Source organism: Abditibacteriota bacterium, from assembly GCA_017552965.1.
In the GTDB taxonomy this organism is placed as follows: domain Bacteria; phylum Armatimonadota; class UBA5829; order UBA5829; family UBA5829; genus RGIG7931.
In genome coordinates this window covers 76,592-88,750 of record JAFZNQ010000099.1, presented here as the reverse complement: position 1 = coordinate 88,750, position 12,159 = coordinate 76,592, and the positions used below count along the sequence as shown (strand labels likewise).

The following is a 12,159-nucleotide window of genomic DNA, read 5'->3' as shown; positions in this document are numbered from 1 at the left end:
GGCCAGCAGCACCTGCAAAAAGTCATGGGAGCATATGGACGCCGACACGTTCATGACCATATAGACGAGCAGCAATTCTCCCCGGGAAAAGGCCAGAGAGGGCCGGAGCCGCCGGATGAGGGCGTTGATCCCCACCAGCAGCAGCAAAATGACCACAGAGGTATAAAAGATAGACAGAGTGGTAGGGCTGCCCGCCACCAACACTACCTCGTATTGGGTGACCCATTTGATATTGACGGGGGTCAGGACAAGCGCCAGCAGTATCGCCCGCCAGGTGATGGTCTTCGTCATATGTGCCTCTTTGTCCTCCGTTTGGTCTCAGGTCCCTGCAAAAAACCGCCCTTGCGGGCGGCAGTCTGCAGATTTAAGGGAATATGGAATAGGTGGGAGTATGCAGAGCGATGGACACGATACACCAGAAGGTACCTGCCAGACAGTCGCCCAGGATAAGACCCAGGAAGAAAGGCAGGGCCTTGGTGAAGACCTTCAGACCTCCATACTTCAGTATAAGCACCTTGCAGAGCCAGGCTATAAAGGCCGAGGACCACAGGGCCCTGGTCTGCACCGAGCTCATCATTGCGTAAGCGATGGGGTTAAAGGGAAAGCCGGGTATCTTGATCTTGGCGAAGCTGAGCACCAGACAGGAGAAGAAGCCCGTAATGGCGGCCCCTACTCCGTTCCAGTCAGTGATGGAACCGTTTTTGAGAGCGGTTTCCATACCGTTGTAGAGCTCCGTGCCGAAGCCTACGTTCAGGCCGTTCATATTGGCGGCGGCGCCGTAGGTGTAGTATTCGTCCAGCACTATGCAGTAGCCCAGCATGAGAGCCACAAAGGCCATCACTATGAGCGCCACTGCCAGCTTGCGGTAGTTCATGCCCGTCTGCTCGGCCATCTTGAAGCTTTCCAGCTGTATGGGCATCATATTGCTGCGGAAGCAGCGGTTGCACCAGAAGAAGATCTGGAGGCCTATCACGTTCTGAGCCCCCATGGTGGCAGTACCGGCATTGTGTATGAGGATCTCCGTAATGGAGGAGTGGTTCACCTCATGACAGGGAGCGCCCAGCTCGGCCCGGGTGCGGGTAATGGCAAAGCAGATGATGAGATAGCCCACCACAAAGGTTATGGCCAGCCAGGGAGCGCAGCCCAGCACGTGGCACAGCATCATCATGCCGCACATGCCCAGTATCATGCCCCATACGGCGTGCCTGTAGCCCAAGGGCTCGTGGGCGTCGTCTGCCGTCTTGTTGCTGAACATGGTGGAGAACACGGTCTTGAAATGACCCCAGCCCATGATGACAGCAAACACGAATATGCCGATGAAGAAGCCGAAGCACTGTTCGTTGATAAAGGGATAGTTGGGTATGGTGTTGATACCCACCATGGCGCCGAATACGTACTGGAATTTCATGAAGAGATAGAAGAACCAATACGAGAAGGACAGGTCCGCGGGCACCAGGAAGGTGATGCCGATAGCGATAGGATACACCCTGACGGGAGTAGAGCCTATGGCATTGAGGGGCGGGTTGACGATATAGTTTATCAGATCCAGCTCTTTGAGATTGATGATGGGGAAGCTGGGCCATATAGTAGACAGACCCTGTATCACGGTAAATACAAAGGCAACGCCTACGCCGATATACATAACGGGATTTGTGAAAAAGGTAGTCTTTTCCTTGGTGATCTCCAGAGGCATACTGATGAGAGGATAGGAAAGCTTCTCGCTCTCGGACCACTGCTTGCGGATGATGGTATTGATGCACAGGAAGGTGTAAAACAGGGTCATGATAAACCCGCTCCACACCGCCAGGGGCTTTACCCAGTGCTGCATATACTTCCACTGGAAAAAGTTGTCGTTGCCCAGATAAAAAGCGTCTACGGTATTTTTGTCCTTGACAATAGCCCAGTCCGGGATGCGGTTGATGATCAGGTTATACCAGTTGTTTTCCGCCGTGGCATACCTGACGGGATAAGGCATATTGGTCAGCAGCACCTGCATGAAGTCGTGGGAGCAGACCGACGCCGAAACGTTCATGACGATATATATGAGCAGCAGCTCGCCCTGAGAAAGGGCCCAGGAGGCCTTGAGCTTGCGGACGAGCATATTGATGCCCACCAGCGCCAGCAGAATGACTACCGAGGTATAAAATATTGACAAGGTGGTAGGGCTTCCCGCTGCCAGCACTATCTCGTACTGAGTGACCCATTTGATATTGATGGGCATCAGCAAAAGCGCCAGCAGAATGGCCCTGAAGGTAAAAGCTTTTTGTTTCATGCGCGCCTCGTTTACAGAACACCCTTTGTGGAGGGAAGAATATCTTTTTTGGCGGGGTCTATCCTGACCGCCATCGCCAGGCTCCTGGCCAGCGCCTTAAAGGAAGCCTCGGCTATATGATGCAGATTGCTGCCGCAGATGAGCCTCATGTTCAGAGTAAGGCCCGCATTCACGGCGAAGGCCCGGAAAAACTCCTCCAGCAGCTCTATATCGAATTCGCCTACGAGCCCTTCCCGGGGAAAGGCGTTGTCCCACACCAGGAGACCTCTGCCGCTGAAATCCAGAGCGCACTCCACCAGAGCCTCGTCCATGGGCAGAGCGCAAAAGCCAAAGCGCTCTATGCCCTTTTTGTCCCCGAGCGCCTGGGCAAAGGCCTGACCCAGGACGATGCCCGTGTCCTCCACCGAATGGTGACAGTCCACGTCCAGGTCTCCGTCGCAGGTCAGCATCAGATCCACGGAGGAATGCCTGGCCAGGGCCTGGAGCATGTGGTCAAAAAAGCCTATTTTGGTGACCACGGAGCATTGGCCCGAGCCGTCTATGTTCAGCGAAACCCTGATATCGGTTTCTTTGGTCTTGCGGGAAAGGTCACAGGTCCGCATCATTTGTCTCCTGTTCTGATTTTTATGGTCCTCGCGTGGGCCTCGAAGCCTTCGCAGTCGGCCAGAGCAAGGGCTGCAGGAGCCACTTCCTTCAGGCCTTTTTCGTTGAAGGACAGGATGCCCGACTTCTTCACGTATTCATCCACACTCAGAGCCGAGGTAAATCGGGAGGTGCCGCTGGTAGGCAGAGTGTGATTGGGCCCCGCCGCAAAATCGCAGACGGGCACCGGAGTGTGATGGCCTATCATAATGGCGCCGGCGTTCCTGATGCCCTTCAGAGTGTCCCAGGGGGACTCGGTCTGCAGCTCCAGGTGCTCGGGAGCAAAGACGTTGGCCAGGCGAACGCCCTCCTCCATATCCGCGCACAGGATCAGCGCCCCGGCGTGCTCCAGCGAAGCCCGGATCATCTGTTCCCTGAGAGCGCCCTTGGTCTGCCGCTCCAGCGCGGCAGGCAGCTCCTCAAATATCCTGCGGGAGGTGGTCACCACCGCGCAGCGGGAGTCCTCGGCGTGCTCCGCCTGACTCAGCATATCCGCCGCCACGTATTCCACGTCGGCAGAATCGTCGCACAAAATGAGTATTTCGCTGGGGCCGGCTATCTGGTCTATGCCCACGTAGCCGAAGAGCTGCCTTTTGGCCTCTGCCACAAAGGCGTTGCCGGGACCCACTATCTTGTCTGCCCGGGGCACCGACTCTGTACCAAACGCCATGGCGGCGATAGCCTGAGCGCCCCCGGTCTTGAATATATCTCTGACGCCGCATTCGGCGGCGGCCACCAGCATGGCGGGGTGTATGGTCCCGGTGTCTCTTTGAGCGGGAGTGGTCATGAGCATGCGGCGGACGCCGGCTATCCTGCCGGGAACGGCGCACATGATCACGGTGGAAGGATACGGGGCCAGCCCTCCGGGAGCATAAAAACCCACGCAGTCGATGGGAGTGACGGTCTGCCCGTAAATGACGCCGTCTTTGACGTCTATCCAGGACTTCTGCTTTTGCATGGCGTGAAAATCACCCACGTTTTTGATGGCCTGCCTGATGGCCTCCAGCAGCCCGGCTTCGACCTTGCCGTAAGCGGCCTCTATCTCCTCGTCGGAGACCCTGACTGAGTCGAGAAGAGGACTGTCAAACCTTTGGCCCAGCTCCAGCAGAGCCGCGTCGCCTCTCTCGCGCACGTCGGATATGATGCCTCTGACCGTATCGGAGATACGGCCGGCGGATTCTGAATATTGGGGCGACAGCAGCTCTTCGGCAGCCCTGAAGCCCTGAATGTGGGTATCTATTATCTTCACTGACAGCTCCTGGAAATAACAACTTTATTATACTATATTTGCACACAAAATACAAGAACAGGCAGTATCCGATGCAGAGCAGATCCGCCTGTGGCTTCTGTCCCGTTTTTTCAACTCTGCGGCTGACAGCGCCGGAATGCTCAAAAGGGCGCCGCTGACAAAAAGCCTGCTGCCCGTAAATGCCGTTCCCCGGCGACTTATTCGCCGGGGAACGAAAAACATCACAAGGCAAACAGCCATAAAGGCTTCGCCTCAACGGTGAACATGCGCCGTGATTGCTTATTCCGTTTTTGCGCTGCTCTTTTTCGGGCTCTTGACCTTTATACCGTTCTCCTTTGCGTATTTTTGGGCCACGGTGTTCTGGGAGATAAGAATCAGTTCACTGCAGCCGGCAAAGGCGCCTTCCCCTATTTCCGTTACGCTGTCGGGGATAACGATCTCTTTTAGTGAACTGCAGCCGGCAAAGGCGCCATCGCCTATTCCCGTTATACTGTCGGAAATAACGATATCTTCAAGTGAGCTGCAGCCGGCAAAAGCTCCGTCTCCTATATATTCCACGACATTGGGAATGACAGCTTTTTTCAATGAACTGCATCCCATAAAAGCGTTATATCCGATCCCGATCACACTGCCGGGGATAACGATTTCCTTAAGTGACTCGCATCCCCAAAAAGCTTCGCCACAGATAGACTCTACACTATTGGAAATGACCGCCTTTTTTAGAGAAGTACAGCTTTTAAAAGCATCATTTCCGACCTCTGTCACGCTATCAGGAATTACGATCTCTTCAAGCGACTCGCATTCCGAAAAAGCGCTATATCCGATGGAGGTCACACTGTCAGGGATGTTCAGTTTTGCCGGACACACCCCATTATACTCATTCAGAACTCCATCCGTTACGCTCATGGCAAAGGGCACACCCGGCACATCGCTGAACAATCCTTTGCCGATAGACGTTACCTTGTCGGGGATGGCAGCCTTCTTAAGAGACGAACACCCTCTAAAAGCGTTAAATCCGATGGAGGTCACGCTGTCTGGGATTACGATCTCTTCAAGTGACTCGCATTCCGAAAAAGCTCTATATCCGATGGAGGTCACGCTGTCGGGGATAACGATCTCTTTAAGCGCCGCGCAGCCGAAAAAGGCTCTGTTGCCGATTTCCGTCACACTGTCGGGAAGAACGATCTTTTCAAGTGAGCTGCAGCCGTCAAAACCGTAGTTTCCGACACAGGTCACACCATCCGGGATAACGATTCCTTTAAGTGAGCTACAACATCTAAAAGTATAACCTTCGATCCTGGTCACGCCGTTCGGAATAACGATTTTTTTAAGAGCGCTGCATCCGGAAAACGCTCCGTCTCCGATCTCTGTAACGCTATCCGGGATAATGATTCCTTCAAGAGCGCTGCATCCGGAAAAAACAAATTCTGCGATATATTCCACGCTATTGGAAATGACAGCCTTTTTTAGAGAAATACAGTCATCAAAAGCAAAGTCTCCTATTCCGGTCACGCTGTCGGGGATAACAATTTCTTTAAGTGAGCTGCAGCCGTCAAAAGCTCCGTCTCCTATATATTCCACGCCATCCGGTATAACGATCTCTTCAAGAGACCCGCACCCTCTAAAAGCATACCCTTCGATCCCGGTCACGCCGTTCGGAATAACGATTTTTTTAAGAGCGCTGCATCCGTCAAAAGCGTAATAATCTATCCCGGTCACGCTGTCGGGTATAACGATCTCTTCAAGAGACTCGCATCCCGAAAAAGCTTCGCCACAGATATATTCCACGCCATCCGGAATAGCAACCCTTTTCAGAGACTTACAATCAACAAAAGCCTGACTCTTAATTTCTTTTACTCCGTGAGGAATTATTAATTCATATATCGAGTCATTGCTATCAAAAGCGTTGTCGCCGATAACCTCAATGCCTTTCGGGATAACAGGTTTGGGTTTACTTCCCCTGTATCTGAACAAAACGTTACCTCTGATATCAAAGTCTTCCATATTATTCTCCTTGTTATTCATTATCGATATTTCCATCATCTTCTTTTGCCGCGGTCAAACCCTGGCAGCACTCCCATCTTGATTATACAGCAATAAAAAAAAACGCAAACTTTTGTCTACACGCGTTTTTCTTTTTCTCTGCGTTCCCGGACACAAACGGCCTCCGCCCGGGGGCCAGCCTTCTCAGGTCCAGGATTCTTCGCCTGCACCTTCTTTTTCTATCTGCCGCTTGTTTGCCTTTATGGCGCGGCGGGTAAACTCCGCCACCTCCGGTATGCTGTACCAGTCATAGGGCTTCGCCCGCTCCTTCAGCACGGCCAGCCAGCGCGAAGGCTTTTCTTCATTCACGATCTGATACATCCTGACGGCTGTCAGCGCCAGGATGCCGTCTATGCTGCCGGCTGCCATCTCGTTCATGCTTTTGTCATCGCTGCCGGCGGCGACCTGGTATTCATACCAATGATAGATCTCGTCTGTCACCATATAAGGCCTCCTCCTTTTTTCGTTGCATTCGGGTCCGGACATTTGTCCGGATCGCCTCGCGTTCCTTTGTCCTTACAGGCCGCCGGGGTCTGCCGCCATCCGGCGGCATATCCTGCGGCTCCAGGCGTTTGTCACCCGTAAATATTATACCGCCGGGACCGGGACCCGCCGTCACCAAAACGGCGACAATTGCGGGATATGACCGTTTTCCCGGAGCTATGCGCCTGCTTTTCTCTCTTTCAGCCGGCCCGTGAAAGGCTCCGGACTTCCCTCTCCGCGCTGCGGATATGATATAATATATATAGAATTCAACGGGAGCGCTTTATGTCAGACGATTTCAGCATATTACAGAAAAAACGCCGGGGCTATCGCGGGTGCCTCGTTGCGGCCTGGGTCATCATCATCATTTTTGCGGGCCTGTCACTCTATCTGACCCGCCAGCCCTTTTACAAGCCCTATGAAGAATGCAGCAAAAACTGCATTGTCAACCTGATACCGGCTCTCAATCGGTACTATGACAAGAACAGCCGTTATCCCGACACTCTCGAGGAGCTGCAGAAGGATTATCTCAAGGACAAGGATTCCATATATTGCCCTTCCAAGAGCAAGCACAAATACGAGTATCACAAGCCCTCTTCTCCCGATTATGCCGGTCCCGTCATCTCCTGCAAGGAGCACGTCATATCCGGCAAAAGGATCAACGTCAGCTTTGATCTCAGGAGCAGGGTCAGCGCCCGGGTCATGGAGGAGTGACGTGAAGATCACCTGCATAGGCCACGCCTCCATACTCATTGAGGCTGAGCGGAACATACTCACGGATCCCTATATAACCGGAGACCCCCACAGCGGTATCCGGATAGGCGAGCTGCCCCGGATAGACGTGATACTCCTGACCCACGGACACGGAGACCACCTGGGGGACACTGTCCGGATAGCAGCCGAACACGGCTCTTTGGTGGTGGCGCCCGTGGAGCTGGCTCGTCTGCTGGGGCGCCAGGGCGTCAAGTGCCACCCCATGAATTTTGGCAGCGCCGACCTGGGCTTTGGCCGGCTCACCATGTTCCCGGCCACCCATTCCTCCTCCATCACCGAAAACGGCGTGCCCGTCTATACGGGCAATCCCTGCGGCTACGTCATACGCGCGGAGGGCAAAAAGCTCTATTTCGCCGGGGACACCGGCCTCATGGCCCATATGTCCCTGCTGGCCGATGAAGCTCTTGACTGCGCCTTTCTGCCCGTGGGAGGCAACTTCACCATGGACGCCGAGGACGCCGTCAGAGCCGCGCAGATCATAGGCGCCAGGATCAACGTGCCCATCCATTATGACGCCATGCCTCAGATCACACTGTCCCCGGAGGACCGGGACAGGCTGGCCCGCGCAGGCTTTTTGTTCATCAGACCCGGGGAGAAGATAGAGCTGTGACGAACCGATTCGGAATAATAGACCTGGGCTCCAATTCCTGCCGGCTCTACATCATGGAGCAGCAGGGGTCAAAGCCAGTCCTTGTCAGAAGAGAGCGACGGGTGGTCCGTCTGGGCTCCGGCAGCTTTGGCCGGCGCCTGCTGCAGCCGGAGGGCATGCAGCGCTCCGCCGCCTGCCTGGCAGAATTCGCCGGCATCCTCCGGAGCGAGCATATCACCCGCTGCGGCGCCTACGCCACCTCCGCCGTCAGAGACGCAGCCAATCAGGACGAATTTGTCTCTCTCGTCAGGGAGACCTCAGGCATCAGCCTGCGGGTGCTATCCGGCGAGGAAGAAGCCCGTGCTGTGTACAGGGGCCTGCAGGCAAATCTGCCTCTCACGGATGACACGGACCTGTTTCTGGACATAGGCGGCGGCTCCACAGAGGTGATCTGCGCCGACAGACACGACATACGCTACCTGAAGAGCTTTCAGACGGGAGCGGTCCGGCTCTACGAGAGCAGTCTCAACGACCCGGGCAGAGTGGCCCCGGAGACCTATGGGGAGCTGAAACGCCGGGCCATGCAGGTATTGGAGGAACTGGGAGGCTTTGTCCGCACCCATCCTGTCGCTGTGTTTTACGGCACCTCCGGCACCGTGCTGAACCTGTGCTCCGCCACAGCCTACAGGCTGGGAAAGCTGCCGGAGGAGACCCCCGTGACTCAGGCGGACGAGCTGCGCAGGACCATAGCCCTGCTGGCGGATATGACTCTTGAAGACAAGCGGCAGGTCCCGGGGCTCATACCCGACAGAGCCGACATCATCATTGCGGGAGCCGCCATACTGGATGCGGTCATGGACTTATCCGGCGCCCGGAGCGTGGTCACCACCCATTTCAGCATCAAGGACGGGCTGGCTGCGGATATGCTGCTATGAACGAATTACAGTCCTACACGGACGCCTTTGCCGAATACCAGCGCTCGGTGAAGAACCGTTCGGAGAACACCATCACCGCCTACAAGAAAGACATCGAAGACTTTTTTCTGTTTCTGGGCGACAAGACTGCGGACAAGACACTTATCCGCAGCTATCTGGGCCAGCTGGGCAAACAAGGAGTAGGCAAAAGGTCCGCCGCCCGCAAGCTGTCGGCCCTCAGGACCTTTTTCAACTATCTCATAGACAGAGGCGCTGTCGGGGTCAATCCCTTTGACGAGGTCAAGGCTCCCAAGACGGACAAAAAGCTGCCCGGCTTCATAAAGGAAAACCTGATGGAAGAGCTGCTGGCCCTGCCGGACAGGTCCACTCCCTGCGGAGCGAGAGACGCAGCCATTCTGGAGCTGTTTTATTCCACCGGCATGCGCATAGGCGAGCTCACGGCTCTGGACCTGAGCGACATAGACCTTTCCGGAGAGGAGATGACCATACTGGGCAAGGGCAACAGGGAGCGGGTGGTGCTGGTAGGCTCCTACGCCCGCAAGGCTCTGGAGGAATATCTCGCTCTCAGGCCCCATCTGGTCACCGATGACAGGAACCCGGCTCTGTTTCTGGGCCGCACCGGCAAAAGGCTGGCAGACACCAGTATAGGCCGCATGCTCAATCGGTACACCCTGCAGCTCTCCGAGTATATGCACATTTCGCCTCATATGCTCAGACACTCCTTCGCCACCCACATGCTGAACAACGGAGCGGACATCCGCTGCGTCCAGGAGCTGCTGGGCCACAAGAGGCTGGAGACCACCCAGATATACACCCACGTATCCATCGAGCACCTGAAGGAAGAATACAAGAGGGCTCATCCGAGAGCGGAAAACACCACGAGAAAGCTGGAGGAGTGATGGCTGCTATCATCTCAAACACCAGGCCCGGCTCCATTGCCCGGGAGCTGGGACTGAAAAAGGGAGACGAGATCATCCTTCTGAACGGAGTCAGGCTGCGGGACGTCATCGACTACGAGTTTCTGTCCTCCGACGAGCAGGTCACCCTTCTGGCCAGGACCGGCCGGGGGCTGGAGGAGTTTGACATAGAGAAGGACGAGGGCGAATCCCTGGGCATAGACTTTGCCGACGCCCTCTTTGACAAGGTCAGGACCTGCGGGGCCAACTGCGTATTCTGCTTTGAGAGGCAGCTGCCCGAGGGCCTCAGGCCTTCCCTGAAGATGAGAGATGACGACTACCGCCTGTCCTTTCTCTACGGCTGCTACGTGACCCTGGGCAATCTCCGGGAGGAGGACACGGACAGGATAGTCTCCCAGAGGCTCTCCCCTCTCTACGTGTCGGTCCACGCCACGGATCACGCCCTGCGGCAGAGACTTATAGGCAAGAAGCTGCCGGACATCATGGAGCAGCTCCGGTATTTCATCTCTTCGGGCATCTCCTTCCACTGTCAGGCAGTGATATGCCCGGGCCTCAATGACGGGGCCTATCTCCAAAAGACCATAGAGGACCTGTCGGGGCTGCACCCCGGAGCCATATCCCTGGCTCTGGTCCCCGTGGGCCTCACGGAGCACAGAGAAGGCCTGCCCCACATAGATCCCGTGACCCGGGAGGACGCCTGCCGAGTCATAGATATGGCCGAGGGTTACGCCGCCCGTTTCAGGGAAACTCTGGGCACCTCCTTCGTGTGGTGCGCCGACGAATTCTATCTCAAGGCAGGCAGGCCCCTGCCCCCGGGAGATTTTTACGAAGACTACGCCCAATACGAAAACGGCATAGGTCTGGTGAGAGACTTTCTGGACAACGCCGACAAAGGGATCAGGGCCCTGGACAGACTGGATCTGCGGGGCAAGACAGTGGGGCTGGTGACCGGCAAGTCCTTCGCCGGCATACTGAAAGGCCTGGATCTGGGGAAAAACCGGTCCTCCTTCCGGATCATCGACCCGGAGAACACCCTTTTCGGCAAAACAGTCACCGTCACCGGGCTTCTCTCGGGACGGGTCATAGCAGCCCGTCTGCAGGGCTGCGATCTGGCGGTGATACCCTCCGTGTGCCTCTCGGACGACGGGGTCTTTCTGGACGACCTGACACCGGAGGACGTAGAGAGGCTGTCGGGAGTCCCGGTGATCATCACCCGGCCCTATCTGGCGGAAATGGCCCGGCAGATCAAAAAACACTTCGACTCAGCCCGAAAACAGTAGAAATATATCCCGGACGGGTATATAATGACAGTGAACGTATCTTCAGGGAGGAGCTTATGAAAACAGCGCTCACCGGACTTTGCGCGGCCATTGCCGTCCTCGCCTTTCTCGCAGTCTTGCTGCTGCCTGCAGGCTGCGGCGCCGCCGCCTTTCCGTCGGACAAAAATACGGGGAAGAAACCCCTTGCAAAAGGAAAAACCATGACAAACACTCTTGCTGATGCAGCCATCGATCTCGACAACATATCGAGCTTCGCATTTACCAACGTCTCCATTGTCAAAAAGCCCGTAAAGGGCGTAGTCATCTCCTTTCACGGACTGGGCTACAACGGCATGATAGGAGAGCAGAACGACTATTCCCGAAGCATGGCTGAGAAGGGTATCGTGTACATATTTCCCTACTACGGCCCCTGGAGCTGGATGAACCGCTCGGGCGTCCGCTTCACGGACGCTGTGGTAGAAGCGGTGTTCAAGGGCTTTTCGCTGCCCAAAAATACTCCCATAGTATCCACCGGAGGCAGCATGGGAGGGCTCTCGGCGCTGGTATATCCCGTGTATGCCCGCAGGACTCCCGTGGCGGTGGCGGCCGACAGCCCCGTGTGCGATCTGGTGTATCATTTCGGCGAACGGCCCGACCTGCCCCGCACTCTGGTGGCGGCCTTTGCCGATTATGACTGCTCCCTGGACGAGGCTCTGCGTTCCGCCTCCCCCATCGATCTGGTAAAGAAGATGCCGAAGATCAGGTATTACATAGTCCACGGCGACAAGGACGCGGCAGTCAACAAAAAGGCCCACCCGGACAGGCTGGTGCCCGAAATGAAAAGAGCCGGTCTGGACGTGACCTACGTAGAGGTCCCCGGCATGGAGCACTGCAATATGGGCGACGCGGCAGAGGGCTACTACAGCTTCATAGAGGCAAATATTCTCAAATAGCCGGACGGCGGTCGGGGCGCCTTAGACTCTGCCGGACTTTTCC

At 55.8% G+C, this 12,159-nt stretch carries 12 protein-coding genes; 6 read left to right on the top strand and 6 right to left on the bottom strand.

Going from position 1 to position 12,159, the window contains the following annotated elements; translation table 11 throughout:
• From IK083_08415 to IK083_08390, 6 genes are all read right to left on the bottom strand, one after another.
• Nucleotides 1-291, bottom strand: a 291-nt coding sequence (locus IK083_08415; GenBank protein ID MBR4749576.1) for a hypothetical protein, incomplete at its 3' end; no start/stop codon positions are given.
• A 73-nt stretch (nt 292-364) separates the two neighbouring features.
• Nucleotides 365-2,272: a hypothetical protein gene (locus IK083_08410; protein ID MBR4749575.1), complete on the bottom strand. Its 1,908-nt coding sequence runs from the start codon at nt 2,270-2,272 to the stop codon at nt 365-367.
• Between the two features lie 11 nt (nt 2,273-2,283).
• On the bottom strand, nt 2,284-2,874 hold the full coding sequence (gene hisB / locus IK083_08405; GenBank protein ID MBR4749574.1) for an imidazoleglycerol-phosphate dehydratase HisB: 591 nt from the start codon (nt 2,872-2,874) through the stop codon (nt 2,284-2,286).
• Complete coding sequence (gene hisD, locus IK083_08400; protein ID MBR4749573.1) at nt 2,874-4,163, bottom strand: histidinol dehydrogenase; 1,290 nt, start codon at nt 4,161-4,163, stop codon at nt 2,874-2,876. The genes hisB and hisD overlap by 1 nt, the downstream gene beginning before the upstream one ends.
• A gap of 279 nt (nt 4,164-4,442) precedes the next feature.
• On the bottom strand, nt 4,443-6,167 hold the full coding sequence (locus IK083_08395; protein MBR4749572.1) for a leucine-rich repeat protein: 1,725 nt from the start codon (nt 6,165-6,167) through the stop codon (nt 4,443-4,445).
• Between the two features lie 183 nt (nt 6,168-6,350).
• Nucleotides 6,351-6,650, bottom strand: a complete 300-nt coding sequence (locus IK083_08390) for a hypothetical protein (protein ID MBR4749571.1) — start codon at nt 6,648-6,650, stop codon at nt 6,351-6,353.
• 324 nt (nt 6,651-6,974) lie between these two features.
• Between IK083_08390 and IK083_08385 the strand changes: the two genes are divergently transcribed.
• From IK083_08385 to IK083_08360, 6 genes are read left to right on the top strand one after another with little or no spacing between them, the layout of a single operon-like run.
• Nucleotides 6,975-7,403: a hypothetical protein gene (locus IK083_08385; protein ID MBR4749570.1), complete on the top strand. Its 429-nt coding sequence runs from the start codon at nt 6,975-6,977 to the stop codon at nt 7,401-7,403.
• A gap of 1 nt (nt 7,404) precedes the next feature.
• Nucleotides 7,405-8,073, top strand: a complete 669-nt coding sequence (locus IK083_08380) for a metal-dependent hydrolase (GenBank protein MBR4749569.1) — start codon at nt 7,405-7,407, stop codon at nt 8,071-8,073.
• Complete coding sequence (locus tag IK083_08375) at nt 8,070-8,987, top strand: hypothetical protein (GenBank protein MBR4749568.1); 918 nt, start codon at nt 8,070-8,072, stop codon at nt 8,985-8,987. Before IK083_08380 ends, IK083_08375 begins: the two co-directional genes overlap by 4 nt.
• A complete protein-coding gene (locus tag IK083_08370) occupies nt 8,984-9,886 on the top strand; it encodes a tyrosine recombinase XerC (protein ID MBR4749567.1) in 903 nt (300 codons plus the stop codon). Before IK083_08375 ends, IK083_08370 begins: the two co-directional genes overlap by 4 nt.
• Nucleotides 9,886-11,184, top strand: a complete 1,299-nt coding sequence (locus IK083_08365) for a DUF512 domain-containing protein (protein ID MBR4749566.1) — start codon at nt 9,886-9,888, stop codon at nt 11,182-11,184. The genes IK083_08370 and IK083_08365 overlap by 1 nt, the downstream gene beginning before the upstream one ends.
• A 56-nt stretch (nt 11,185-11,240) precedes the next feature.
• Entirely contained in the window at nt 11,241-12,116 is an 876-nt protein-coding gene (locus tag IK083_08360; protein ID MBR4749565.1) for a prolyl oligopeptidase family serine peptidase, read from the top strand.
• Nucleotides 12,117-12,159: the final 43 nt, after the last annotated feature.

What these genes read in the sequence shown, in the direction of transcription:
- IK083_08410 (MBR4749575.1), bottom strand. Translation starts at nt 2,272, where the DNA reads ATGAAACAAAAAGCTTTTACCTTCAGGGCCATTCTGCTGGCGCTTTTG.
- IK083_08385 (MBR4749570.1), top strand. Translation starts at nt 6,975, where the DNA reads ATGTCAGACGATTTCAGCATATTACAGAAAAAACGCCGGGGCTATCGC.
- hisB (MBR4749574.1), bottom strand. Translation starts at nt 2,874, where the DNA reads ATGCGGACCTGTGACCTTTCCCGCAAGACCAAAGAAACCGATATCAGG.
- IK083_08365 (MBR4749566.1), top strand. Translation starts at nt 9,886, where the DNA reads ATGGCTGCTATCATCTCAAACACCAGGCCCGGCTCCATTGCCCGGGAG.
- IK083_08360 (MBR4749565.1), top strand. Translation starts at nt 11,241, where the DNA reads ATGAAAACAGCGCTCACCGGACTTTGCGCGGCCATTGCCGTCCTCGCC.
- IK083_08370 (MBR4749567.1), top strand. Translation starts at nt 8,984, where the DNA reads ATGAACGAATTACAGTCCTACACGGACGCCTTTGCCGAATACCAGCGC.
- IK083_08390 (MBR4749571.1), bottom strand. Translation starts at nt 6,650, where the DNA reads ATGGTGACAGACGAGATCTATCATTGGTATGAATACCAGGTCGCCGCC.
- IK083_08395 (MBR4749572.1), bottom strand. Translation starts at nt 6,167, where the DNA reads ATGGAAGACTTTGATATCAGAGGTAACGTTTTGTTCAGATACAGGGGA.